25 protein-coding genes are annotated in these 26,264 nt (G+C 44.5%); 11 read left to right on the forward strand and 14 right to left on the reverse strand.

Features of this window, described 5'->3' with window-relative positions; translation table 11 throughout:
- Positions 1-34: 34 nt before the first annotated feature.
- Positions 35-577, reverse strand: a complete 543-nt coding sequence (locus tag myaer_RS16630; RefSeq protein WP_046663818.1) for a glycosyltransferase family 39 protein — start codon at positions 575-577, stop codon at positions 35-37.
- Between the two features lie 60 nt (positions 578-637).
- A complete protein-coding gene (locus myaer_RS16635; protein WP_046662900.1) occupies positions 638-1,576 on the reverse strand; it encodes a glycosyltransferase family 2 protein in 939 nt (312 codons plus the stop codon).
- 35 nt (positions 1,577-1,611) lie between these two features.
- Here myaer_RS16635 and myaer_RS16640 point away from each other — a divergent pair, with 35 nt between their 5' ends.
- A complete protein-coding gene (locus tag myaer_RS16640) occupies positions 1,612-1,824 on the forward strand; it encodes a hypothetical protein (protein ID WP_046662901.1) in 213 nt (70 codons plus the stop codon).
- A 22-nt stretch (positions 1,825-1,846) separates the two neighbouring features.
- Here the strand turns inward: myaer_RS16640 and myaer_RS16645 are convergent, their stop codons facing one another.
- Positions 1,847-2,629 (reverse strand): hypothetical protein, encoded by a 783-nt coding sequence (locus myaer_RS16645; protein WP_046662902.1) that lies wholly within the window; start codon positions 2,627-2,629, stop codon positions 1,847-1,849.
- Positions 2,630-2,828: 199 nt separating this feature from the next.
- The gene (gene pdhA, locus myaer_RS16650; RefSeq protein WP_046662903.1) at positions 2,829-3,863 is read right to left on the reverse strand and encodes a pyruvate dehydrogenase (acetyl-transferring) E1 component subunit alpha; all 1,035 of its coding nucleotides are present in this window, start codon (positions 3,861-3,863) and stop codon (positions 2,829-2,831) included.
- Between the two features lie 247 nt (positions 3,864-4,110).
- On the opposite strand from pdhA, the gene myaer_RS16655 reads away from it, so the two are divergent.
- Both myaer_RS16655 and myaer_RS16660 read left to right on the forward strand, forming a co-directional pair.
- Positions 4,111-6,357 carry an IMS domain-containing protein gene (locus myaer_RS16655; protein ID WP_046662904.1) on the forward strand — a complete coding sequence of 749 codons (2,247 nt, stop codon included), beginning with the start codon at positions 4,111-4,113 and terminating at the stop codon, positions 6,355-6,357.
- A 483-nt stretch (positions 6,358-6,840) separates the two neighbouring features.
- A complete protein-coding gene (locus tag myaer_RS16660) occupies positions 6,841-7,158 on the forward strand; it encodes a KGG domain-containing protein (protein WP_046662905.1) in 318 nt (105 codons plus the stop codon).
- 111 nt (positions 7,159-7,269) lie between these two features.
- On the opposite strand, the gene myaer_RS16665 is transcribed toward myaer_RS16660, so the two are convergent.
- Entirely contained in the window at positions 7,270-7,818 is a 549-nt protein-coding gene (locus myaer_RS16665) for a DUF2808 domain-containing protein (protein ID WP_004160333.1), read from the reverse strand.
- A gap of 118 nt (positions 7,819-7,936) precedes the next feature.
- Positions 7,937-8,401, reverse strand: coding sequence for an SsrA-binding protein SmpB (smpB, locus tag myaer_RS16670; protein WP_046662906.1), 465 nt, complete (start codon positions 8,399-8,401; stop codon positions 7,937-7,939).
- A 216-nt stretch (positions 8,402-8,617) separates the two neighbouring features.
- Between smpB and psb29 the strand changes: the two genes are divergently transcribed.
- Together psb29 and cofH are read left to right on the forward strand one after the other, a co-directional pair.
- Positions 8,618-9,304 (forward strand): photosystem II biogenesis protein Psp29, encoded by a 687-nt coding sequence (psb29, locus tag myaer_RS16675; protein WP_174236418.1) that lies wholly within the window; start codon positions 8,618-8,620, stop codon positions 9,302-9,304.
- Positions 9,305-9,441: 137 nt separating this feature from the next.
- On the forward strand, positions 9,442-10,578 hold the full coding sequence (gene cofH / locus myaer_RS16680; protein ID WP_046662908.1) for a 7,8-didemethyl-8-hydroxy-5-deazariboflavin synthase subunit CofH: 1,137 nt from the start codon (positions 9,442-9,444) through the stop codon (positions 10,576-10,578).
- Positions 10,579-10,607: 29 nt separating this feature from the next.
- Here cofH and purM read toward each other — a convergent pair whose 3' ends face one another.
- The 3 genes from purM to myaer_RS16695 form a co-directional block, all read right to left on the reverse strand.
- On the reverse strand, positions 10,608-11,633 hold the full coding sequence (gene purM / locus myaer_RS16685) for a phosphoribosylformylglycinamidine cyclo-ligase (RefSeq protein WP_046662909.1): 1,026 nt from the start codon (positions 11,631-11,633) through the stop codon (positions 10,608-10,610).
- 457 nt (positions 11,634-12,090) lie between these two features.
- On the reverse strand, positions 12,091-12,822 hold the full coding sequence (gene radC, locus myaer_RS16690; protein WP_046662910.1) for a RadC family protein: 732 nt from the start codon (positions 12,820-12,822) through the stop codon (positions 12,091-12,093).
- Positions 12,823-12,912: 90 nt separating this feature from the next.
- Positions 12,913-14,100, reverse strand: coding sequence for an aspartate aminotransferase (locus myaer_RS16695; protein WP_046662911.1), 1,188 nt, complete (start codon positions 14,098-14,100; stop codon positions 12,913-12,915).
- A 391-nt stretch (positions 14,101-14,491) separates the two neighbouring features.
- On the opposite strand from myaer_RS16695, the gene myaer_RS16700 reads away from it, so the two are divergent.
- The 4 genes from myaer_RS16700 to myaer_RS16715 all read left to right on the forward strand — a co-directional run bounded on the left by myaer_RS16700 (position 14,492) and on the right by myaer_RS16715 (position 19,511).
- Positions 14,492-15,778: an FAD-binding oxidoreductase gene (locus tag myaer_RS16700; RefSeq protein ID WP_046662912.1), complete on the forward strand. Its 1,287-nt coding sequence runs from the start codon at positions 14,492-14,494 to the stop codon at positions 15,776-15,778.
- A gap of 9 nt (positions 15,779-15,787) precedes the next feature.
- Entirely contained in the window at positions 15,788-17,143 is a 1,356-nt protein-coding gene (locus myaer_RS16705; protein WP_046662913.1) for a (Fe-S)-binding protein, read from the forward strand.
- A 141-nt stretch (positions 17,144-17,284) separates the two neighbouring features.
- Positions 17,285-18,583, forward strand: coding sequence for a homoserine dehydrogenase (locus myaer_RS16710; protein WP_046663819.1), 1,299 nt, complete (start codon positions 17,285-17,287; stop codon positions 18,581-18,583).
- Between the two features lie 19 nt (positions 18,584-18,602).
- Entirely contained in the window at positions 18,603-19,511 is a 909-nt protein-coding gene (locus myaer_RS16715) for a LysM peptidoglycan-binding domain-containing M23 family metallopeptidase (RefSeq protein WP_046662914.1), read from the forward strand.
- A 330-nt stretch (positions 19,512-19,841) separates the two neighbouring features.
- Here myaer_RS16715 and myaer_RS16720 read toward each other — a convergent pair whose 3' ends face one another.
- The 3 genes from myaer_RS16720 to myaer_RS16730 all read right to left on the reverse strand — a co-directional run bounded on the left by myaer_RS16720 (position 19,842) and on the right by myaer_RS16730 (position 22,662).
- Complete coding sequence (locus tag myaer_RS16720; protein ID WP_046662915.1) at positions 19,842-20,996, reverse strand: pyridoxal-phosphate-dependent aminotransferase family protein; 1,155 nt, start codon at positions 20,994-20,996, stop codon at positions 19,842-19,844.
- Positions 20,997-21,411: 415 nt separating this feature from the next.
- Positions 21,412-22,302, reverse strand: coding sequence for an indole-3-glycerol phosphate synthase TrpC (trpC, locus tag myaer_RS16725; RefSeq protein ID WP_046662916.1), 891 nt, complete (start codon positions 22,300-22,302; stop codon positions 21,412-21,414).
- Positions 22,303-22,449: 147 nt separating this feature from the next.
- Positions 22,450-22,662: a hypothetical protein gene (locus myaer_RS16730; protein ID WP_046662917.1), complete on the reverse strand. Its 213-nt coding sequence runs from the start codon at positions 22,660-22,662 to the stop codon at positions 22,450-22,452.
- Between the two features lie 299 nt (positions 22,663-22,961).
- Between myaer_RS16730 and myaer_RS16735 the strand changes: the two genes are divergently transcribed.
- A complete protein-coding gene (locus myaer_RS16735) occupies positions 22,962-23,639 on the forward strand; it encodes a hypothetical protein (RefSeq protein ID WP_046662918.1) in 678 nt (225 codons plus the stop codon).
- Positions 23,640-23,641: 2 nt separating this feature from the next.
- Positions 23,642-23,932: a DUF3288 family protein gene (locus myaer_RS16740; RefSeq protein WP_046662919.1), complete on the forward strand. Its 291-nt coding sequence runs from the start codon at positions 23,642-23,644 to the stop codon at positions 23,930-23,932.
- A 43-nt stretch (positions 23,933-23,975) separates the two neighbouring features.
- Here myaer_RS16740 and myaer_RS16745 read toward each other — a convergent pair whose 3' ends face one another.
- Positions 23,976-24,881 carry an Npun_R2821/Npun_R2822 family protein gene (locus tag myaer_RS16745; protein WP_046662920.1) on the reverse strand — a complete coding sequence of 302 codons (906 nt, stop codon included), beginning with the start codon at positions 24,879-24,881 and terminating at the stop codon, positions 23,976-23,978.
- A 187-nt stretch (positions 24,882-25,068) separates the two neighbouring features.
- A complete protein-coding gene (locus tag myaer_RS16750; protein ID WP_046662921.1) occupies positions 25,069-26,064 on the reverse strand; it encodes a glycosyltransferase in 996 nt (331 codons plus the stop codon).
- Positions 26,065-26,264: the final 200 nt, after the last annotated feature.

The following is a 26,264-nucleotide window of genomic DNA, read 5'->3' on the forward strand; positions in this document are numbered from 1 at the left end:
GGATGTGCCACGACGATATTACTATAGTTTTGGGCTAATTCCTTTCTGTCCAGAGACTATACTGGGTGGTATTTTGAGCCACAAGCATCTGAAAGGGAGAAACAGCGAATAAAGCGATCGCTATCCAGCCCGTTAGGGAGGAATCGAACAATTCTAGGCATAACCAATAAAGGCAAGGAATGACTAAGATGCTTAAGAAAATCGAGAAAGTTCTGGCCGAATTTTCGATGGGGATTAACTGCATCCAGAAGCGCGCTAACAAATGGTATAGGGGAGGATGTTCTGGATTCCCCATCATAGAGCGCAAGGCATCGGATAGAGAGCGTTCGGAATGAGGATGTTGAAAATATTGTAGGTCTTTCCTGTCAATAATTTCACCGTTGAAAGCCTGCTCCCGCACATCTTGAGTCGTGTATCCCGAAAAACGCATGATACTTCTAACTTCATCGGCACTATAGACTTTTTGATCTATATGAAAAAACCGCAATCCGATACCGATTACTAAAATAGTGATAATCAAAAACTTTCCGAAATTAGCAGCCGATTGATCAGGTAAATATTTTTTCTGGTCTATCATAAGTTGATTTGTCCGTAGGTCATCAATCAACAAGAATTAATTGATAGTTGTTTTAAAAGTTTAATTAATTTCCAGCCCAGCGATCTCAGCGATTGTATAGGCTGGTCTGCCCTTAACTTCTTCGTAAATTCGCCCGATGTATTCCCCTAATATGCCAATACTGATCAATTGTACTGAACCCAAGAAAAACACAGCGATCAAGATAGTAGCTAAACCGGTAACGGGAGAGTCGGGTTGCTGTAAGCGCCAGTAGAGAACCAGTAAAGCCATCAACAGGGCAATTAAAGCGGAAAATAAGCCCAAATAAGTGGAAAGACGCAGGGGAATCTTAGAAAAAGACACCAAGCTATTAATCGCTAAAGCTAGGGATTTTTTAAAAGTGTACTTGACTTCACCGGCAAACCGGGGATCCCGCTCAAATTTAACAGCAGTTTGTCGGAAACCAATCCAAGCGCGCAAACCGCGAATATAACGATTCCGTTCTGGCATAGAATTTAATAGGTCCACTACCTGACGATCCATCAGACAAAAATCCCCCGTGTCCGCAGGGATATCCACGTCGGCTAATTGTCGCAGCAATCTATAGAAAACGTAGGCAGTCAGGCGTTTAAACCAACTTTCTTTTTTCCGTTTTGTTCTCTGGGCGTAAACCACATGATAACCTGCTTGCCAAGACTCGATCATTTTGGGAATCAATTCCGGTGGATCTTGCAAGTCGGCATCGAGGACAACAATAACTTGACCCCTAGCGAAATTGAGTCCTGCTGTTACTGCTGCCTGATGGCCAAAGTTGCGAGCAAAGCTAATATAACAGACCCTAGCATCTCTTTCCTGTAGTTCCCGCATTAATTTTAAGGATCGGTCCCCACTGCCATCATTAATCAGAATCAGTTCCACAGAATCATCTAAACTATCCATGACGGCACTGACACGACGATAGAGTTCTGGAATGGTTTCTTCCTCGTTATAAATCGGAATAATTAGCGAATATTTCGGCATTTTCGAGAGGTTGAACGGACAAAAGCCGTGTTTTTATGGCGGCCGCTACGCTAAATATTCTGCCAAAGTATCGCTTTTGTCAACTTAATAGATTACTGCTAAGCTGCATTGCATTTAAACTGCAAGCCATGAAAGGGAGGCTGATTTCTTGGTCAGCAGCAATAATCAAGCTGATTGCGATCGCTAACGCCGCCAGGGATTTAATTTTAAATAGTTTCGGCAGCGATCGCTATTGTCGCCAAAGTTAGACGGTTTTTCTCTGCTATTGGATTAAATGGCCAAAGAATGATCGAGGGTTGCTTGCCGACGCAAACAATTCCAGTAGGCTGCATAGAGATCCGTCTGTTGACTGTGCAGGGAAGCGATCGCAGGAGCGGCAGGAAAAGGCCAGAGACGATCAAAAACCACTTCTCGATGAGCCAGACGAAACTGTAGCAAATAAACAGAAGAAGGAGCCTGTAAATTATCCATTAATTGCGCTGCCAGCCGATGCAAAGACTTAAGACTCTCTCTTTCCAGACTAATCGGTTGACTGTAGGCGTTGGGGATCATGCCCTCCCCGATCACCTCCCCGTATTCTAAACCCTTAGATGTCACCGTGATCGGCAACCAAAGATCCCCAAAGGAAGAATCTCCCTGACTGGTTTTATAGTGCAGGGTATGGGAAACCCAAGCGCGTCTTTCCTCGATATCCCGACAAGCTTGATAAACTTTTTTACCCGGAAAACTCACCCAATTAGGCAATTGAATTGTTAAGGGACACCAGATTAAATTATTTTGGCTAGTTTTAGCCGACTCTATTTTTGACCACAAAGAAGCCGTACCCGTCACCTCCACCACCAAGGATTTAGGAACCGCGTTTTTTAGGGCAATCACCATCTTTTCGGTAACGGGCGATAGCCGAGACATCTGACCACTGGCTTGAGCTTCGGCATTAACGAGAATGATAACTTTGTCCATTTCTTGTTGTGGGTTGGGTGAACTTGAACGAGCAGCGGTGAGGTTGGTTAAGAGTGGGAACTGACTGGGGTTCAATGCTTCTGTAGTCGCCATGGCAAAAGCTATTTCTCTGGATTTTAGCGGATTATACAGGAGCGCAACTGTTTTTTACAGATTTTTTCAAAAACAACCATCTTCGAGGCGGGATTTTTCTTCTCCCCCTCATAGAATACCCTAAGTAATCAGTGATCAGTAATCAGTGATCGGTGAACTGAAAACTCAACTCTGAATAACTGCTAACTGATCACTGAAATTACTCGTCTTCGGCGAAAATAAAGCGAGTTAGTTCACTAGGATCGGGTTCGGGGCTAGATTCGGCAAATTTAACCGCTTCCTCGATGTCAGCTTGAATTTTCTGCTCGATTTCTTTTAATTCCTCTCTCGTGGCCAGATCTCGCTCGTAGAGGTAGGCGGCAAAGCGAGTGATCGGATCTCTTTCGCCCCAGAATTGTTTCTCGTCAGCACTGCGTAACTCGTCCGGATCTGCTAGAGAGTGACCCCGGAAACGATAGGTTAAGGCCTCAATTAAAGTCGGCCCCTCACCGGCGCGGGCGCGGGCCACGGCCTCTCTGGCGGCGGCATGAACGGCGACCACATCCATACCGTCCACTTCCACACCGACCATACTAAAAACACTGGCTTTTTTATAGATTTCCGGTTGAGAAGTGGCTCGATCGTGGGCCATACCGATCGCCCACTTATTATTTTCCACCACATAGATAATCGGTAACTTCCAGAGGGCGGCCATATTCAGACACTCAAAAAACTGGCCATTATTACTCGCCCCGTCCCCAAAGAAACAGACCGTTACCTGATCGGCACCGGCATCAGCCATGGCTTCGCGACGGTATTTACTTTGAAAAGCCGCTCCGGTAGCGACGGGAATCCCTTCGGCCACAAAAGCGTAACCCCCTAAAAGCTTATGTTCGGCGGAAAACATATGCATGGAGCCGCCCCGTCCTTTACTACAGCCAGTAGCTTTGCCGAATAACTCCGCCATTACCTCTTTAGCGGGAACTCCGGCACTGAGGGCGTGGACGTGATCGCGATAGGTGCTAGAAACGTAATCTTCTCCCTGACGCAAGGCTTTAATAATACCGCTAGATATCGCTTCTTGACCGTTGTAGAGGTGGACAAAACCGAACATTTTGCCCCGATAATACATTTCGGCACATTTATCTTCAAACATCCGCCCCAAAACCATATCCTCGTATAGGCGAAGACCTTCAGCTTTGGTAATAATGATGGAAGCAGGATTAAAGGTTGGTAAAGTACGTTCGGAAATCATAGGGTCTGTAGTATCATTTAGACAACAAAAAAGCAAGGGGAGAGGAAGCAGTAGATTTTTCGAGAATTCTGGCAGTGAATTTTTTGGTCTTAAACCAAGGGGTTCTTGGTATTTTCTCTCTCAAATCTAATCTTAGTCAGTCAGAGATTGGCTAGGATAAGATGGTATCTTGTTATTTTACTCGCTCCGCTCTCACTTACATCATTTAATTCACTAAGGACTCTCCAGAGTTGAGGTACAGCTAACCGTGCGCATTCCTCTCGACTACTACAGGATATTGGGAATCCCCTTTCAGGTGAGTGCCGAGCAAATTGATTTGGCCCACGCCGATCGGGGACGGCAATTGCCACGTCAAGAATACAGTCAAACAGCGATCATCGCCCGTCAGCACTTGTTAGATGAAGCTTACCAAGTGTTAAGTGAGCCAGATCGCCGTCGTGATTACGATGCCCAATTTTTTGACCCCAATCCCTTGCTTCTCAACCCGGAAAGCAGCACCGAAAACCTAGATTCTCACGGGGGGGAGGTGGCCGCCGCTTCGCCAGAATATCTCACTCCCCAGATTACCATTGCTCCCGCCGATCTGGTGGGAGCTTTACTCATCCTGCAAGAGTTGGGAGAGTACGAGTTAGTGATTCGTTTGGCCGAAACTTATCTAGATTCAGAGCCAACTACTCGCCCAGATATGATCTTAACCCTGGCTTTGGCCTACGGGGAATTAAGTCGGGAATATTGGCAGGATAAAAATTATGAACAGGCGGCCAGCACCGCGGCCAAAGCCCTGACTTGGTTGGAACAAGAACAAATGTTCCCGCAAGTGGCCGGCGAGATTCGCCATGATTGTGATCGCCTGCGTCCCTACCGGATTCTGGAATTGTTATCCCAAGAAAAAAAACCTAGTCTTGCCCGTCAGCGCGGTTTAAATCTCTTGGAGGAGATGTTAGAGGCTCGCGGCGGCATCGATGGCCCCGGCGATGACCGCTCTGGGTTGGGGGTGGATAATTTTTTACGCTTTATTCAACAGTTACGGGTTTATTTGACTCAGGCCGAACAGGAGAAAATCTGGGACAAAGAGGCACAACGCCCCTCGGCGGTGGGTAATTATCTGCTCGTCTATGCCTTGATTGCCCGCGGTTTCGCCCAAAAACAACCCGCCGCTATCGTCGCGGCCAGCCAGCGCCTGCAGCAATTACAAAAACATCAGGATGTCTCCCTAGAGCGATCGATCGGCGCCCTGCTGCTCGGTCAAACCGAACAAGCAATCACAATTTTAGAAAAAAGTCAAGAGCGAGAAATATTAAATTATATTAGGGAACAATCCGGGCAATCTCCCGATCTTCTACCCGGTTTATGTCGTTACGGTGAGCGCTGGTTACAAACAGAAGTTTTCTGCCATTTTAGTGATTTAGTCGAGCGGAAAGCCTCACTCAAAGAGTATTTTGCCGAGGAAGACGTACAAAATTATTTAGAAGAATTGTCAGGGGTTCCTGACGAAAAAGTTCCCGTGTCGGTTCGAGAAAAGACTGGCGAACCCTTAGAATCGGAAGTAAATGTTCTCAAAACCCACACCCCCCCCAGCCATTTAAACCCAGTGCCAGGAGCGACACCGATGAGGGAATCTACTTATTCTTCTTCCCACTCTCGTCCCCAAAAACCGTCTTTAGCTAGAGTTAACGGTGAGCGGACAGGCACTGCTGTACCTGCCCTGAGAGCCACCGCTCAGGAGAAAACTTTCACCCCCTATACTCAGGGTACTGTGGTGGTGACGGCAGCCGATCATCAACCGGCACTTAATCCCCCCCGTCGTCGTCCCCGTCGCCCCCGCCCCCCAGCAGCTGGCAACTCCGGGCCGGCAGCCGTAGAAACGGTAAAAACCGACCTAGTCGCACCGAAACGCAGACGACCGGCCCGCAGAAAACTACGACTCGATCGAGTGGCGATATTGGGGGTAGGATTAGTGGGAACGATCGCAGTCTTGGCCCTGGGGGTGAAGGCAATTGTCGATAGTCAATCTCCTTTGGCAGCCTTGCAGGGGGAACAGTTACCGATTTCTCTGCATACTCCCATACTGGAAATTCCCTCGGCTAATGCGGAAGCGATGGACGGGACTCCCTTGGGCAAGGAAACAGCTAAGGAGACGATTCAAGCTTGGTTAGCGGCAAAATCGGCCGCTTTTGGCAGTGAACACCAAAAAGAGCCATTGAAAGAGGTTTTAACGGGTTCGGCCTTAGAAATTTGGCAAAAACGGGCGGCGGCTTTACAGGGAAATAACTATTGGCGCTACGATCATCAGGTGGATGTGCGATCGGTTACTAATAATGTGAAAAATCCTAATTTAGCGACGGTGGAAGCGATAGTCAACGAAAAGGCCATGTATTTCCATAATGGCAAGGAAATTGTCGAGCGTTCCTATAATGAGTCCTTGAAGGTGCGCTATGATTTGGTACGGCAAGGAGATAAATGGTTGATCGAAAAAACCCAAGTTTTACCCTAATTTTTGCCGATTAAATGCCCCAAAAACTAGGTTTTAAGCTGCTCGCACCTCCAATTAAGAGTGTATGGCAGCTTTTTCAGTGATCGCTAAACAGTAAACAGTAATCATTGGGGAGTGGGGAAGTGGGGAGAAGGGGGCAGGGAGAAAAAAGCTGATCACTGATCACTGATCACTGAATTCCGACTGCCCCAAACGAAAACTTTGTACCTCACTATTAAGATAACTTCTATATCTTTAGACTGATAAATGCTCGATTCTCTTAATATTTTTTAACATAAAATATGCTTTTTGATTGCTGTAATTAGTTCCCTAGAAGTCAAGCTAATGAGTTATGATCGTGGGTAGGAACCATAGTTCTTAGAGGAAAAAAGCGGGGCAATCTCAATTTTTTGCCTACCGACAAGACCATGATTTTGATGTTTTAAAAATCTCGCATAAGTCTTTAAGAACTTTTAAAATCAGCATTCACACAGGAGGGATATTATGACAGGTAAGAGTAAACGCGGTTTTGCCTCTATGGATCAGGCTAAACAACGGGAAATCGCTAGTAAAGGTGGTAAAGCTGCTCATCAAAAAGGCACAGCCCACGAATTTACCCCCGAAGAAGCCCGGGAAGCGGGACGAAAAGGCGGTGAAGCGGTTAGCCGAGATCGCGCCCACATGGCGGCTATTGGACGGGAAGGGGGCAAAAATTCCCACAAAGGCAGTCGCAAAAACTCAAACGCCGAAGAAAATTCCCCAGCCAACGAGTCTATGGGTGAAAATTCCTCAGATTTTGGCAACTCGGAAGCAAATAGTTGACTTTGGTTGACTTTTTCTCCGACTAAGAGGGTGTTGGGGATATTTAAGCTGTCAGCCGTCAGCTTTTTTCTCCCTGCATCCCTATTCTGGCGTTGCGGCGTTCCGGTGTTCTTAGGGTTCGATACTGACAATCCAAGTACCAACGTAGAGACGGACGGGAATATTGCCGGAGGCAGTCACATCACAGGTAAAGTAATAAGTGCCTAATTCGGGATTTCTGACATTAGACATGACGATTTCAACTTTGCTGGTCGGATCGATCGCTTGTTCGGGGACAATTTGAATAACGCGAGCATCCTTATCCCAAACCACTTCCTTTAAAGGCAAAGATTTACCGTTGATGCGTACCTCGATTTTATTGGTGTCAAACTGGCCGTTAAAATAATCGGGATAGGAAATAAAAAAAGCTGAAGCCCCCTGGGAGAGTTTTTTCGGGGGAATATAGAGTTTATAACGATCCATTTGCTTGGGACGACCGCCAAATTGCAAGAAATAATCTAAGATATCCTTGCGATCAACGCCACTAAAAATGGTTAGGCCGGGGTTGCCATTGGCTAAAGTTATTTTTGGTAAAATAATTCCCGCACCCACCGCTAAAGATAGAGCGATCAAAGCGGGTGTCCTAGCATATTTAATTACTTTTGTCAAGACTTTTAACATAAATTTTAACCCAAGGTGAGGGGGATGGTGATGGCCGCAAGGGGCCGAATACAGTTCAACTGTAACAAAACGCGCTCGTTTCTGACCTAGACCTTTGCCAGTCCGATAAGTGTCTTGGTTAACGCTTCATCGCTCGCGCCATCTCCCGTTGATCCTGACGACGTTTCAAATCTTCGCGTTTATCGTGTAATTTCTTGCCTCTACCGAGGCCAATGCTGATTTTTACCCAACTACCTTTAAAATACATCTTCAAAGGCACAAGAGTTAAGCCTTTCTGTTCCACTTGACCGATGAGTTTGCTGATTTCCTTTTTGTGCATCAACAATTTTCTCGTCCGGCGCGGATCGTGATTAAAATATTCGCTACTCTGTTCGTAGGCGGAAATATGAACATTAATTAACACCGCTTCACCATTGCGGACTAAAACGTAACCATCCCGCAGGTTTACCTTACCGGCGCGCACAGATTTAACCTCGGTCCCGAGTAACTGCACCCCCGCTTCAAAAGTCTCTAAAATCTCGTAGAGATGGCGTGCTTGCCGGTTATCACTGATAATTTTGATTTTGTCGTCTTGATTAGCCATATAGTCAAGTGAAAAGTGAAAAGTAAAAAAGCGATTGGTAGAGGCAGTATCGGCTAATTATCTCGATTTTTCCATGTCCTTATATTTATATCTTAATCGCTCTTTTGCTCTCTGGGGACTGACTGCTTGCCGCTCTTTGGTGATCACCGGCCTTGTCAGGGGGAACGAGAAGGGGGAAAATGAGAGCAGTGTTAAATTTTTATGAAGTTTGGTTCTGTGGACAAAATTCGTACTGTTTCCGATAGTAAGCGTGATTTTTATACTCGCCACACCCGCCCCATCAATTCGGTATATCGGCGCGTGGTTGAGGAATTATTAGTCGAGATGCACCTGCTCTCCGTTAATGTAGATTTCCATTATGATCCAATTTATGCCCTTGGTGTGGTTACTTCTTTCGAGAAGTTCATGGAAGGCTATCGTCCGGGGGAGGATAAACCGAATATTTTTAATGCTTTGTGCCAAGCGGTTAATGGTAATCCCGAAGTCTATCGTCGTGATGCCGAAAATATGATCGCTATTGCCAAAGAAACTAATATTGATTCCTTGCTTTCCCAACTGCAAAACCCTGCCCTAGGTGGTGACAATCAGTTGTCTGATAGTTTAGTTTCGGTGATTAATGCGGCTAAGTTTAAGTATAGTCGCCTCTTTGCCATCGGTCTCTATACAATTTTAGCCGAAGCACAACCAGAGATGATCAAGGAAAAAGAAAAACGCGAACCAATTTTGCAAAAGTTCTCAGAAATTCTGCATCTCTCCAGCGAGAAACTGCAAAAAGACCTCGATGTTTATCGCGGTAATCTTGATAAAATGGATCAGCTGCTCAAGGTTATCGAAGATGCCCTAGAAGCAGAAAAGAAAAAACGTCAACAAAAAGAACAGGAAAAACAAACCACCCCGCAATAAAGGCTCTCAACCGGAAATTACCGCGTGCAGACAAGGGAATAGGGAACAGAAAAAGGATTAAATCGGCTCTCTTTCTTTACTGTTCCTTCTGACCTCGTTCTACAATTAGGATCGGCAACCCTTAATATTTATTTCCCGTGACTAACTCCTCCATCACCGCACCCGTAACCGATATTTTGGCAAAAGCGCGGTCAGGGGCGGATTTATCGGCGAAAGAAGCGATTATCTTGCTAGAAACTACCGATAACCGTTTAATTGCCCAGATTCGGGAAACGGCCGACTTTTTGCGTCGTCAACAGGCGGGAGATACCGTCACCTACGTTATCAATCGCAACATTAATTTTAGTAACATTTGTGAGCAGCATTGCAGTTTTTGTGCATTCAGACGCGATGAAAACGAAGAGGGGGCTTTCTGGCTTAATTTAGAGGAAATTATCGCTAAAGCGGCGGATGCCGTCCGTCGTGGGGCGACAGAAATTTGTATGCAGGGAGGATTAAACCCAAAAGCCAAGATTAAGGGCAATTCCTTAGACTATTACCTCGAAATTGTTAAAAACCTGAAACAAGCCTTTCCTGACCTGCATTTACACGCTTTTTCACCCCAAGAAGTCCAATTTATCGCTAGAGAAGACGGTTTAAGTTACGAAAAAGTTATCGCTTCCCTGCAAGAAGCAGGAGTGAATTCTCTGCCGGGGACGGCTGCCGAGGTGTTGGTGGATGAGGTAAGACGGGTAATTTGTCCAGAAAAAATCGATGCCGCCACTTGGTTAGAAATAGTCGGTACTGCCCATCGCTTAGGATTACATACCACCAGTACCATGCTCTGCGGTCATATTGAAACCCCTAGCCAACAGGTGCAGCACCTCGAAAAAATTAGAAAACAGCAAGAAATCGCCCTAGAAAATAATTATCGGGCTAAAATCACCGAATTTATTTTATTGCCTTTTGTGGGACAATCAGCCCCCAAACCCCTGAGAAATCGAGTCGGACGAGATCAACCAATTTTAGCCGATACATTAAAATTAACAGCAGTGGCGCGGATTTATTTGGGCAATAGCATTAAAAATCATCAACCCAGTTGGGTAAAATTGGGCTTACAGGGGGCGACAGAAGCCTTAAACTGGGGTTGCAACGATCTCGGTGGCACTCTCATGGAAGAACATATTACCACTATGGCCGGGGCCCTGGGCGGTACTTGTTTGACCGTCGAGGAGTTAGAAACGGCGATTAAATCCCTCGATCGCCCCGCCCGTCAACGGGATACAATCTATTAACTAGGACTTGCTGAATAAGTTTTTTTAGCTTAATCAAGCCCAACAATCTCCCCCTTGCCGGCAATCACTTCGCCGATTTGGTAGGCATTAATCCCAGAGGATTGTAGTTGATTAATAGTCGATTGCGCCAGATCTGATGGGACAATGATCACAAAACCGATACCCATATTAAAAGTATTAAACATGGCTTCGGAATTAACCGATCCCATCTGGGCTAACCAGTGAAAAATCGGCAAAATTGGCCAACTTTCGCGGTATATCTGCACAGAATGCCCTTTACCTAAGCAGCGGGGCAAATTTTCCGGGATGCCGCCCCCGGTAATGTGGGCCATGGCGTGAATATCTAACCCAGAGCGCAGCAGTTCTAGCACAGGTTTGACATAAAGTCTAGTAGGAGTTAACAAAACTTCACCTAAGCTAGAGCCAGCCAAAATTTCGGGGCAATCTTGCCAATTTAAGCCCTGAGTCTCGATAATCTTACGAACAAGACTAAAACCGTTACTGTGAACCCCACTACTGGCTAAACCGATAGCCACATCGCCGATTTGCACCTTACTGCCGTCGAGTAATTGACTTTTTTCGACAATACCGACGCAAAAACCCGCTAAATCGTACTCTCCGGCCGAATAAAACCCCGGCATCTCCGCCGTTTCCCCTCCCAAAAGAGTACAACCACTATCACGACAGGCCCTAGCGATTCCCGATACCACCGCCGCTAACTGTGACGCTTCCAGTTTACCGGTGGCGAGATAATCCAAGAAAAATAAGGGTTCGGCCCCGGAGGTTAAGACATCGTTGACGCACATGGCCACGAGGTCAATTCCCACCGTATCATGGCAATTGAGACTATGGGCAATTTTCAGCTTGGTTCCTACGCCATCAGTTCCCGATACTAACACCGGTTGCCGATAACCGGAAGGTAACTGAAAATAGCCCCCAAAACCGCCTAAACCGCCGATAACTTCAGGACGGAAGGTACTTTCCACATTTTGGCGAATTTTCTCGACAAAAGCGCGTCCCGCTTCCACATCCACGCCCGCTTCTTTATAATCCATGCCCAATTGACCGATTGTAACTCTCAAATTTTACCCGGATTTCGGTCGCACTCGCTCCCTTTTCCAGTGCAAGTCGGCTAATTTTTGCCGGCACTTATGCTGGGGTTTCGGGATTTGATACTAAAATCCTGTTTAAAATGTATAAGTAAGTAATCCCAATTAATTGTTAGATAGTGGGACAGGCTTCTGGTTCTTTGTATTTTATCTTTAATTGTAACCGGCTACTTAGTTGATGATAGGTGGTGCGTTACGACGGATTGTTACCTTCCAGTCAAAGCAGCAATTTTTGTCGTCTAACGCACCCTACTGGACTGTTTCAGCTAATTTGGTGTATTAGAAAAATGCTATAAATTCTATAATCTAAGACTTTAAGCCGAAATCTATTGCCCTATTTTAGTTGAAACAGTCCACTACGTTTTACTAAACCTAACAACAATTTTTGATTTTTACAAGAGGTCTAATCTTCTTGGGGATATTTTTCCCAAAGATTCGTGATTTGGCGAAGACTTTGGAAGTTGCCATTACCGAGGATCAAATGATCTAGGAGAGGAATGGCTAGATAGGTGGCCCCCTGTAATAATTGTTCTGTGAGTAAAATATCGTCTTGACTAGGCACAAGTGACCCGGTGGGGTGATTATGGGCGATAATTAACTTAGTAGCTGATTGTTTAACCACTTCTCGAAAGATTTCTCGCGGATGTACCAGTGTTTCCGTGGCTGTGCCGATAGTAATCACTTTGAGTGCGATTAACTGATTTTTGACATCGAGTAAAATAACGGCGAAACGTTCCTGAGACTGATACATTAGTTCGTGTCCAAGGATAGCGGCAGCGGTATCGGGACTATCGATAACCATTTTTTCCGTCGGTCGTCGTTGAAAAGCTCGTTTTCCCAATTCGATCGCCGCTAGAATAGTAGTAGCCTTAGCCGGTCCAATGCCATGAATAGCGGTTAATTCTTGGGGCTGAATATCCCTCAAAACGTCCAAGGGATCCCGGCGATATTTGCTCAATTCGTTGAGAATATGCTGTCCTAAACCCACTGCCGAGAGTTTCCCCTTACCTTGACCTGTAGCCAGTAAAATCGCTAATAATTCGGCGTTACTGAGGTTTTTCGCCCCGACACTGATTAAACGTTCCCTTGGTCTTTCACTGACAGGAATATCGGCAATTCTCAGGCTGTAGGTCATGGAAGTGGCAAGCTACCGCGATAAAATTCCATCATACAATTTTAGTCAGCGCCTAGAGGGATTTGGCCGGTTCAGGGGGAAAAATTCTCCTCACTGATAGCGAATTCCTGCATCTTCGAGGCGCTGTAAAGCTTCCCCTAACCGCTGGATATCGGCGATTAAACTGACGCGCACATAACCTTCCCCTCCCTCTCCAAAAGCATTGCCCGGAGTGACGACGACGCCAGTTTTTTGGAGGACGCTGAGGGCGAAATCCGTGGAAGTCATGCCGACGCTACAGGGAACCCAGAGATACATTGTCGCCTTAGAGGGGGGAATATCCCAACCTAATTGCCCCAAACCTTTGATTAAAAAATCTCGTCGCTGCCGGTATCTTTCCTGTACTTGTTTGACGTATTCATCCGGCAGTTGTAGGGCGGTTTCGGCTGCCTTTTGGATGACGGAAAAGATGCCATAATCGAGATTAGTTTTCAGGGTGCGTAACCCTTGAATAATATCGGAATTGCCCACGACAAAACCGACGCGCCACCCGGCCATATTATAGGTTTTCGAGAGGGTATGAAATTCCACACTAATCTCTTTTGCCCCCGGAATTTCTAATAAACTGGTGGGCTGATAACCATCAAAACTCAATTCAGCATAACAGAGATCATGGACGAGCATAATCTCATATTGCCGGGCCCAAGCAACGATTTTTTCAAAAAATTCCCGAGGGGCAACGGCGGCGGTGGGGTTACTGGGATAGTTAAAATAGAGGATTTTCGCCCGTTTAGCCACATCTTCGGGGATAGAATCGATATCTATCAGCCAATCCTGTTCCGCTTTTAAAATGATCGGGTATAGTGTCGCCCCGGCAATCAAGGGACCGCGAAAATGGGCGGGATAGGCAGGACTGGGAACCAAGACCACATCGCCGGGGTTAACATAAGCTAGGGCGAGGTGAGATAGGCCCTCTTTGGAACCGAGTAGGGGTAAAGCTTCGTTATCGGGATTGAGTTCCACACCATAAGAGCGATCATACCACTTAGCGATCGCTTCTCGGAAACTGGCGGTTCCTTCAAAGGGTGGATAACCGTGAAATTGGGGGGTTTCAAAAGCTTGAATGGCCGCTTCGATAACTGGACGCGGGGCAGCACCATCCGGGTTGCCCATGCCTAAATCGATTAAATCTAGTCCTTCTTTGCGGGCTAAGGCTTTTAATTCATCCAAGCGGGCGAAAACGTAGGGGGGTAAGGCACTTAATCGCTTGGCGCGGCTATTCGTCCAATTTACACTCATTACTTCTTGGCTTACTGATCGAGGTAATCTAACATTATGGCACGAGTGTATGGCTAATTTAGCAGTTAGGGACTTGCGCTTTGATAATGTACCTTTTGGGCGAACGCAGTTCGCCCCTACATTGTGGACAAAATCCGTTACTGTAGGGGCGCAAAGCTTGCGCCCTCCGATCGATTGGGATATTATTCCCACGCAAGTCCCTTAGTTATTAGCTGACTTCTTTGTGCTTCAGTATGGCTAGAATTGCCTGACATCGGAGATGGGGAGCCAAACTAAGGTAATCTGATTAACAGAGGCCCAAAATTACCGATTAGCCCCAGCATTAACCCCATTCTTCGCCATTATCGGCCGGTAAGTCCTGACTCCTCACTCCTCAATTCTTTTCTCAAATATGACTGCGATTGCTGCCCAGATAACTTCTATTTTACCCCCCGACACGACGGTTATTGCCTGGCCACAAGTGCCAAAAGAGGAACAAGAAAGATTATCAAGGGCAATTAGGGGCAAAAGTCCTGAAATTCTAGTTTATCCCGCTAATACGGCCGCTTTAGCCTCTCTGGTGCGTTTTGCCAACGAAAATCGTCTGTCTTTATTGGCCTACGGTCAAGGCAGTAAATTAGATTGGGGTGGATTAGTCGAGTCGCCGGATATTTTAGTCAGTACCCAAAATCTCAACCGGATTATTGACCATGCTAGGGGAGATTTAACTATAACCGTGGAAGCTGGGCTTAAACTAGCAGATTTACAGGCTTTTTTGGCTCCTAGCGGTCAATTTATTCCTCTAGATCCCAGTTATGCCCATAATGCCACGATTGGCGGTATTATGGCCACGGCCGATGCGGGAACATGGCGGCAAAGATACGGTGGTGTCCGGGATCTGATCCTAGGATTCTCCTTTATCCGTCACGATGGCGAGATTGCTAAAGCTGGAGGGCGTGTGGTCAAAAATGTGGCGGGATACGACATGATGAAGCTATTTACGGGTTCCTACGGCACTTTAGGGATTATCGATCAAATTACCCTACGACTCTATCCCGAAACTGCTAACTCAGAAACCCTGATAATTAGAGGAAATAGCGAAAATATTAGCAAATTGAGTCAATTTATTCGGCAATCGTCCTTAACTCCCACCGTGGCTGAATGTTTAAACCCAGAGATGACGCAAGCACTAGGATTAGGGGAAAAAGTCGCTTTACTGCTGCGTTTTCAAAGCATTCCCGAAAGTATTAGCGAACAATCGCAACAGGTGAGTTATTTAGGACAACAGTTAGATTGTCAGACTAATTATTATCGGGATGAGGAAGAAATTTCTCTATGGCAAAGATACCGAAAAACAATGGATAATTATGACCAAGAGGGCAATTTTTTCGGCAAAATAGGATTATTACCCAGCAATTTAGCTCTAGTTATCGACCAAATTAACGGACTAGCCTCGATTAATATTAGTAGTGGGGTGGGTAAAGTTATCTTAAAATCGGAGGAAAATCTTGACAAAATTCGCTCTTTATGCAGCGCCAATCAGGGTTATTTAACGGTGTTAACTGCGCCTCCATCGCTAAAAGAAAAAATTGAACCTTGGGGTTATACAGGTAACGCAATTACCACGATGAAAACCCTAAAAACTAAATTCGATCCTCAAGGTATTTTTAGTCCTAAACGCTTTCTTAACAAAATCTAATTTAAAATCATGCAAACCTCCGAACATTCCGTTAACTTTCAAGAATTAATCGACCAAAAAAATCAAGGATTTGACCCCAAGAATCCCCCCGCTCAAGAATTAATCGATAGTTGTGTTCACTGTGGTTTTTGTCTATCTACCTGTCCCAGTTATCGAGTCATTGGCAAAGAAATGGACTCCCCCCGGGGCAGAATTTATCTGATGAATGCCATCAATAAAGGGGAAGCAGTTTTAGACGAAACCACTAGCCAACATTTTGATACTTGTTTAGGCTGTTTAGCCTGTGTTAGTACCTGTCCATCGGGAGTACAATACGATCAATTAATCGCCGCAGTTCGTCCGCAAGTGGAACGCAATCAACCCCGCAGTTTTAAAGATAAAATTATTCGTTTTCTCATTTTTAATCTCTTTCCCTATCCCGTCCGTCTCAAATTATTTTTACCCTTCCTCTGGTTATATCAAACCCTGGGATTACAAACCCTAGTCAGGAAATCGGGTATCTTAAAAATGCTCTTTCCCCGTCTAGCGGCCATGGAATCAATTTTACCCCAAATTACTCTAAATTCTCTGTTTAAAAACTATGCCGATGTTATTCCCTCCCAAACGGAAAAACGCTATCGGGTGGGAGTAGTTTTAGGTTGTGTGCAGAGACTCTTTTTCTCGCCGGTAAATGAAGCAACAGTGCGGGTTTTAACTGCTAATGGTTGTGAAGTGGTTATCCCAAAAACCCAGGGTTGTTGTGCCGCTTTACCCGCACACCAAGGACAGGAGAAACAAGCGCAAAGTTTAGCCAGACAAATGATAGATAGTTTCGCAGCAACCGAGGTCGATTATATTATTATCAATGCGGCGGGTTGTGGTCACACTCTCAAGGAATATCATCATATTTTAGCCGATGATCCTGAATATAAAGATAAGGCTAAGGAGTTTGTGGCTAAAGTACGCGATGCTCAAGAATTTTTAGATGCAGTGGGGTTAACTGCTGATTTATCGCCGATTACCGAGACAGAATTAACCCTAGTTTATCAAGATGCCTGTCATCTTTTACACGGACAAAAAATCTCGGTGCAGCCACGACAATTATTGCAAAAAATCCCCAATATTAACTTAAAAGAACCTATCGATGCGGCCTTGTGTTGTGGTAGTGCCGGAGTTTATAATATGCTACAGCCAGATACTGCCGATCAATTAGGTCAGCAGAAAGTACGCAATTTATTAAATACTGGGGCTGCGGTGATTGCTTCTCCTAATCCGGGTTGTTCCCTACAAATTAAAAAACATTTACAATTACAGGGAAAAGATACACCCGTTATTCATCCTATCGAATTATTAGATTATGCGATTCGCGGGCTGAAAATTGGCTAACTCCCACCATTTAAGCTGTGTTAGTGGCCTAGGGGAAGCAAAAGAAAACCCCACAGACAAAGACCTTGTAATGATAAAATCGACAATGGCGAGGGCTTGGCCATTAGTATTTTTTGCGTCGGACTAGCAGGAGATAAAAGCGTGACCTTTAAGATTGGTTTACTCGGTTTCGGGGTTGTGGGGACGGGAACAGCGAAAATCCTCCTCGATCCTTTTGGTCGTCATCCCGTACTCAAAGAGATTACCATTGGACGAGTGGGAGTTAGATCCCTAGATAAACCGAGAGAAATCGAGCTTTCCCCCCAACTGTTGACCACTGACCTAGAATCGATCGTTACTGACCCCGAAATTGATATTATTGTCGAATTATTGGGGGGTTTGGAACCAGCACGCTCTTTAATTCTCCAGGCAATCGCATCGGGAAAGCACGTTGTTACGGCAAATAAGGCGGTTATTGCCCGTTTTGGTGACGAAATCTACGCAAAGGCCAACGAAAAAGGGGTTTATGTCCTTCTAGAAGCGGCCGTGGGTGGTGGCATTCCCGTCATTAAACCCTTGAAACAATCCCTCGGCGCTAATCGTATCAGCAGCATCATGGGAATTGTCAACGGCACAACTAACTATATTCTCACGGAAATGAGCCAAAAAGGGGCAGATTTTAGCGAAGTGCTGGCCAAAGCGCAGGAATTAGGCTATGCAGAAGCGGATCCCACTGCGGACGTGGATGGATTCGACGCGGCCGATAAAATCGCCATTTTAGCTTCTTTGGGTTTTGGAGGTCGGGTAAAACGGGAAGATGTTTACTGTGAAGGTATCCGACAAGTTAGCGCCGTCGATATCGCCTACGCTGATAGACTGGGATTTGTGATTAAATTATTAGCGATTGCGAAAGATACGGTTAAGGAGGATTCCGATACCCTAGAGTTGCGGGTTCATCCAACCCTAGTACCGAAAAACCATCCCCTCGCTAATGCTAACGGAGTCTATAACGCTATTCTCGTCGAGGGGGAACCCTTGGGACAAGTGATGTTTTATGGACCGGGTGCCGGTAGCGGACCGACGGCCAGCGCGGTAGTATCGGATGTGATGAATATCGTCGGAATTTTAAAAAGTAGTGGCAAAACCAAGGAACTTGACCCGCTTTTAAGCTGTGTTCACCAGCATTATTGTCAAATCGCCCCGATGGAGGATTTATCGACCCGTTTTTATGCTCGTTTTCTCTGTCGCGATGTGCCGGGGGTCATCGGTCATTTAGGTATGGCTTTCGGCGACCATGGGGTTAGTCTAGAATCCGTGGTACAAATTGGTATTAGGGGTGATTTAGCCGAAATTGTCGTTGTCACCCACGATGTGCGCGAGGGCAATTTCCGCAACGCTTTAGTGGCAATAGAGTCTTTAGAAGCTATTGACAGTATTCCCAGTATTCTCCGGGTTTTGTAATTAAGAAATCGCTTTTTTTATGGTCATGGGTCGGAGAATCAAACGTGAGAAAATTTGGCTAAGTTTCACTAGCACAATTTTGTTTTTTTGTCTAGGTTTTTTGGGCTTAAATCAAAAATTAATTTTTGCCCAAGGGTCTGATAATGTTTGTCCCCTGCCGATTTTATCAAGGTTACAACGCCATAAAATCCAAGCGGGAGAAACAATCGCCTCCATCGCCGAAAAATACGCTCTTATCCCGGCAACGATAATTAAACTCAATCCGACTATTCTCAAAAATGGTTTGGCCCCCGTCGGTCAAGAAATCTTCATTCCCCCCATAAACGGCATTCGCATCGAAGCACCCAAGGGTTCCACTTGGCGAGATTTAGAAGCAGCATCAGGTATTCGTGCTGATATACTCTTTGAGCTTAACGGTTGTGGTCGTCGGCCGACAATAGTTTTTATCCCCGGCACCAATTGGTCTGCCGCCGGCAAGCGCTCGGATTATACTGGATTAAGTTCTTATCCCTTACCCTTGGCCAGTACCGTCGGATTAGCCTACGGTTGGCAAAAAAGCCCCACGGAACAGAAAAATCTCTTTCATAGTGGTATTGATGTTCTTTCCCCTATTGGTACAAATGTTTTAGCTGCCGAGGATGGTCTAGTGATTTATGTGGGTCAGGAAGGGGCCTATGGTAATTTGGTAGTGATTAATCATTTAGGTCGCCGGCAGACCCGTTATGCCCATTTAAGCAGGGTTACAGTGAGAATTGACCAACGGGTACGAGCAGGAGACGTTATCGGTGCGGTTGGGACCACGGGACAACCGGATATTATTCCCCCCCATCTTCATTTTGAGGTGCGCTTAGATACTCCCGTCGGTTGGACAGCGCAGGATCCAGCTTTGCATTTGCCCCAAATTGGCCCGCAATCAAGTCAAAAGTAAACGGTCAAGTGGGATTAAGTAGTTGGACAAAAGTAAAGTTAACTGTGGGGTAAGGAGTCAGGAGTCAGGAGTCAGTAGCCGGTCGTTTCAGGCTTTGTTGCCCTCTTTTTTTGTACCAAATAATGATAATGCAAGGTTTTTGGCTCTCTTATTCTTTGTATGATAAGTTTAACTTATATAGTAGCGATCAGTCTTTGTGTCCTTTGTGTCTCTGTGGTTCTTTCCACTCACTTGCCCGGAAGACTGTATCTTAGAATACATTTTACCCACCAAACCTAAGAGAGCCAAAAATCCCCCTCTTTGGGGAGAAGGGGAAAAGCCAACCCAAGATTAACCCTGCACCATCACAGAGGCAGCCGCAGCCACACCGGCGCCGGGGGTGACACCTTCGACACCTAACTCGATTAAAGTCGCTTCAATGGCAGCGATAACCGTGAGGATATCCCTCTCACTGGCAAAACCTAAATGACCGATACGGAAGATTTTACCCTTGAGGTGATCCTGACCACCAGCCACAGCGATGTCGAACTTTTTATTGAGAGTCGAACGAATTTTTTCCGCATCTACTAGAGTGGGGGCCACCGCAGTAATCGCCGTGGAAGCGCAGGAATCCGCCGCGTAGAGGGGCAAATTCAGGGCCTGCATACCGGCCCGCGTCATCTTCGTTAAGCGTTGGTGACGGGCGAAAATTGCCGCTAATCCCTCTCTTCTCATCATTTGCAGAGAAGCTTGTAAACCGTACATCAGGTTAACTGGAGGGGTAAAGGGGGAACTATCCTCATCGGTGGCTTTTTTGTATTTGCCCAAATCTAGATAAAAACGGGGCAGTTTGGCGGTTTCGTAGGCTTTCCAAGCTTTTTGACTTACGGAAACAAAACCTAAACCGGGAGGAATCATATAACCTTTCTGGGAACCAGAACCGACCACATCTAAACCCCATTCGTCGATGGGAATATGATAAGCCCCTAAACTGGTGACGGCATCGACGATGATTAAAGCTTCCCCGTGGTTTTTTACCGCTTTGTTAATGCTTTCCAAGTCATTGAGGACCCCGGTGGAAGTTTCCGAATGGGTGATAATTACCGCTTTGATGGCTTTTTCCTTGTCTTCGGTCAGTTTAGCAGTGAATGCCTCGTGATCTAGGGGTTTACCCCATTCTGCCTTAATGATATCCACATTTAAGCCGTAGGCTTTCGCCACTTTCGCCCAACGTTCCCCAAATTTACCATTATCCCCCACCAAAACTCGATCGCCGGGGCTGAGAAAATTAATAATTCCCGCTTCCATGACACCGGTTCCCGAAGCGGTTAACATTAAAACATCGCCACTGGTTTGATGCAACCATTTGAGATTTTCGGTTAATTCGGCGATTACCTTGCTAAAAGCACCCGTCCGATGACCTATCGGTGCTTTAGCCATAGCCAATAATACCGCTTCCGGCACTGGTGTGGGGCCGGGAATCATCAACATATTTTTATTTTCCATGGTTCGTCCTCTCTCGTTGGGCCATATTTAACAAAGATAAAAAACCAAATCTCGATCGCATCAATTCTGAGGGGTTGATTTAAGATTTGGCAAACTCTGATTATATCCCGGCAGATAGCCTTGTCAGTTATCAGTGATCAGTTAGCAGTTATCAGTTATCAGATGTGAGTTTTCAGTTCACTGATTACTGTTTACTGTTTACTGATCACTGAACTTGCTATGGTTCGATAGGGTGGCATAAATCGACTAAATCCTTATCTGGCAAGAGTTCTATTGATTAGTTCCTTCTAGAGCGAAAACAATTGACAAAAATCGCTAAATGTCTTTTTCTATAAGGGTTTCATCCCTTATAACCCCGTCCATTGCATAGCACAAACCGAAGAACCATAACTGATAACTGATGACTGAAAAACCCCTAACCGAGATTTTCAAAGAGTTTTTGGATACCTGCGGCAGGATCGGGCAGTTTTACCAAAGATTCGCCGATTAGAACCGCATTTGCTCCCGCTTGCTTCACTTTCGCCACATCTGTTGCTGTGTGTAATCCCGATTCGCTGACGATCAGAATACCTTTTTCTCGCACCTTTTCGCCCCTGGCTTCTAGTAATTGGCGAGTATTGTCTAAATCGACTTTAAATGTCTCTAAATTGCGGTTATTAATGCCGATTAGTTCGATTCCCTCAATGGCTAACACTCGATCGAATTCGGCCAGACTATGCACCTCTACCAAAGCTGTCATCCCTAAACCCTTGACAATTTTGACAAAATATGCTATGTCTTGATCGCTTAAAATAGCGGCAATTAAAAGGACAGCATCGGCTCCTTGAGAGCGAGCGTAGTAGATTTGATAGGGATAAAGGATAAATTCCTTGCATAATAGGGGTAAAGATACCGCTTGCCGGACGAGGCTAAGATTTTCGTAACTACCTTGAAAAAACTTACTATCGGTTAAAACCGATAAACAAGTGGCCCCTCCCTGTTCATAGGTACGGGCGATCGCTACAGGATCAAAATCTTCGCGGATGACTCCCTTGCTAGGGGAAGCTTTTTTCACTTCGGCAATCAAAGCGGGTTGGGTTTTACCCTGTTTTAAGGCGGCTAAAAAGTCGCAAGGTGGCGCAGTATTGGCTATTTTTTTGCGTAATTCCAATAAAGGCAACCGCTCGCGCAATTTATCGACTTCGATCTCCTTATGCCAAACGATTTCTTCTAAAATATTTTGTGGTTGTGCCTCTGGCACTTTCACCACATAACTCAAACTCTCAACTTTGACGGCAGGATTGGGGTGTTTTCTTCGGATCTGCATTTTCTCACTGTCCAGAGCGTGAACAGTGATTAGTTTAACAGTGATTAGTTATCGGGAATATCTCTAGAGACGCAGTCAACCACGTCTCTAGAGATATTCATCTATAACTTTTGTGGATATTGCCAGTCTTCACCAATCTCCTCAAGGCTATTGCATAGCTTCGATCGAACGTTCTAAAATTTGATCTTGACGTTTTTCTTCTTCTTGGCGATTTTCAGTTAACAAAACCCGTGCTTTCGCAGTTTCTGCCTCTCCTTCCCCCAAAAGCTCCCCTGTACGAGTTAAGACATTTTCTTCGAGCATTCCTTCTGCTTGTCGTTCTTGGGTTAAATTAAGACGTGCTTTTTCTTCAATATTCATAAATTTATCCTTGCCACAGGTGCGATCAACTTCTACCTTCAGTCTGACACAAATTTACTATTCTGTATCATTAACTACAGAAAAATTTAGAATCTTATTAGTGAAACTGAGATTTAGGTATTTGTTCTCATTCTTTAAATGGACAGGGATCGATCGACCTAAAGCTATAAAATAAAACCTATGGAACAATTCCCCAGCGTAATCAAGCTTGTATATCGGGGTAATAATTATCGATTGCCTAAACCAACAGATTTCTGGACAGTATCCGACTCTATCGTAATATCCTATTTGCAGAGCTTATGACTAAAGGTAATTTAAACGATCTCATCCGTAAAGAAGCTAATAAAGAGGTAGAATCCCAACCCTCTCCTTCTCCCAAACGTTCTAAGGAAACAAACGCCACCCTACAGGCAAAAATTAACGACTTGACGGCAGAGTTAGAAAAAACCGAGAAAAATGGGCAAACTCTCCAAGAAAAAGTTATTTCTCTGGAAGAAGAACTTAAAGAACATCGGGAACTCTCTGTCAGTTTACAGCAGTTACAACAACAGACTGAGCAGTTAGAATCTGTCCTCTCGGAAAAAACTACTTTGGTGGCACAATTATCGAGTCAATTAAGTCAATCCCAGACGGAATTAACCGAGAAAAAACAGTTAATTGAAAAATTATCGAGTCAATTAAGCAAGACAGAAACAGAAGTGACTGATAAAAAACAGTTAATTGAAAAATTATCGAGTCAATTAAGCAAGACAGAAACAGAAGTGACTGATAAAAAACAGTTAATTGAAAAATTATATAATCAAATTAAAACCCTAGAAAATAGTCCCACCCCCACCCCTGAACCGTCAGCAATTACCAAACCTGTGCCTAAGAAACCCAGTCTTTATAACTTTGAAATGGCCACTTTAGCCCGTTATATTGCCCCCAATCCTACCCCCACAGAGTTAACGGATTCCGAAATCGGTTGGTTCGATTAATTATGGCTAGTAAAAATCAAGAACAACAACATCCACAGGAAAGACTCGATCGCCCGATTGTTGATCAGCTGCTGCAATCAGAACCCAATGATTTAAACTTAGCTGAATGCGCTCGTTTACGCATACGTTATCAAAACTTTCCGGGGGCAAGAGAAATCCAAAGAGATTTAGATTTAATCCTAGAAAAATGGCAGTTAGATGAAGCTAGTTTATGGGCAAAAACTCGACAACTGCACAGTCACGGACAAGTGTATCAAATTCGCCAAAGCGAGGAGCAACAGGATTGGAGTTAAATTGCAGCAGTTATCTTAAATGGTGCGAGAGGAAAAATCAAACCTATAATTTGATTTTATCTAATAATTTCTGAAACCGATTTTTTGGTTTGCTTGCTGGCGGATCTGTGGGGGGATTAGGATCATCTAGATAACGATAATATTTCCATATATCCCAGTAGGGACATCCCGGTTCAATGCGAATTCCTGCCCAATGTAAATATTTTAAGGGCTGATTTAATCTCGGATCGATTAAAATATTTCCCTGACGTTGAAAATGAGAACTTCTCCCCCAATTTCCCGCTTGACAACCCGGGACGCGGACAAGATTAAATCGATTGGGAACTCGTTTGAGAATGGTATAATTAATAATCGGTTGATCGGAGGTTTTTTGAGAAAAATCAAAATATTCTGGATGAGCGGCACATTCTTGAAAAGCACTATATAATTCCTGTTCTGAGAATAGATTCTTTTTACTAGCCCAAAAACCACCGTTAAACATTCCAGTTAGATCGTTTTCCGTGAAGATTCCTTGTTCTAAAACAATCGGATTAAAGACATCAGTAATCCCTTTTTTGTGTTGATAATCACAGCAGAGAAAATCGTAGGTATCGAGGAAATTTAGATTATCTATTATTTTTTCAAAAACTACGATATCGGTATCGATATAAAGAAATTGATCTAGTTCTCCAAACCAACACACCTGCTTGCGAAATTGATTAGGACGAGCAAAGAATTTTTCTCCAAAAATATCATAGATTTTCTGTGCCAATTCTTCCACTAATTGCAGATCAGGATAGAGAATAACGCCATATTTTTCGGACAATAAATCGGCAATTTTTTGATAATTATTGTCGTAGGGAATCAAGATGACGGGAGAATCGGGATCGTACAAACGAATACTATTCATTAATGCGATCGCCTGCTCGATAACTCGATCATTAGCGGTAATGTAAATCCCTCGCTTCATAAATATCCTCGGGGTAAGAGTTAGAAATAATTATATAGCAGTTATCTTAATGGTGAAGTAGAAAGTTTTCTTTTTGGGGAGTCAGCCATCAGCTTTTTTCTCCCGATATCCCTGTTCACTGATAACTGATCACTGATAACTGAATAGCTGATCAGTCTTTCTCTGTCAACTCTTAAAGTTGATGCCTTTACTTAAACAGTTTTTTCTTAAGTTTAGCCAGAGAACTCTGCATCCATAATTTTTTAAGTCGCAGGGGTTCTAAACCTTCTATATCAGCCAGATATCGTTTTTTAATATCAAAGAAATCATTAATTTCTCTTAAAATTGTTTCAAAACGTGGTATTAATTTTTCGGGATGATAATCATCGAGAAAATTAGCCGGTAAAGAATTAACGGGAAAATTACGGGCATAATTAAGAATACGTTCCAGATCGTATTGAGTGGAATAAGCCCCGATTTTTTGACAATTGAAACCGGGATCGAGATAATCGGCTAGAGCGCTATTGACGCTAGAAAATACCGTACAACCACAGGCTAAAGCTTCCAGGGGCGGTAAGCCAAAACCCTCCGTTAAACCGTTTACAGCCCAATATTCAGCCGAATCGTAGAGATAAACCCGACTGCGATTGAATAATCCCACTAAATCCTCTACATAGCTATCTAAAACCTTAACGCGACAGTGGGGACGGAGGGCGGGAACTAGACGATTGAGAAGATACTTTGAGGATTTGCGCCCCTGTACTAGGACATCGATATCCCTTTCTAAGCCTAAATTGAGAAATTCTGAGCCAATTTGATTAGGAAGATGGTAAATCAAAGCATTAGGGGCTTTTTCTCCCCAATACCCCATAGTATTACGGCTAACAGTGATAATTGGTATTTCAGATGGTAAACGGAAGCCGTAACCTGTACTATGGGCATGATAAATGATATTATGCGATCGCAATCTTTGCACCAGTTTAGGAACATCAAAACCCCAGCTAACCACAAAAATACTGTCATCTGAGTTTATTTTCGCGAGTATATCCTCTAAAAAAGGATAATTTAACTCTTTTTGACGATAAGTCACAATCTGGGCGCTACAAATTTGACTAGCCAAATTGACAGTTTTCATTTCTGCCCACAGTCCACCCCCACCAAAAGGAGAAGTAGTACCGGGCAAGAGAAAATAGAGGTTTCTCATCAGGATAATAGAAGTTTTGGTTAAGCGGTAGTCTGGAGACTTGGCTATTCTATACTTAATTATTAGGGTGTGAGGTATCTAAAGGCAATAGTCGATCAACCATAGATATTATTAAGTACCTAAGCAAAATTAATTACACATATCTAACCCCCCCTTGCCTCTTGCCTTTTGCCTTTTGCCTTTCTTCACTAGGAAATTTA

It is taken from the genome of Microcystis aeruginosa NIES-2549, assembly GCF_000981785.2.
Taxonomy (GTDB): Bacteria; Cyanobacteriota; Cyanobacteriia; order Cyanobacteriales; family Microcystaceae; genus Microcystis; species Microcystis aeruginosa_C.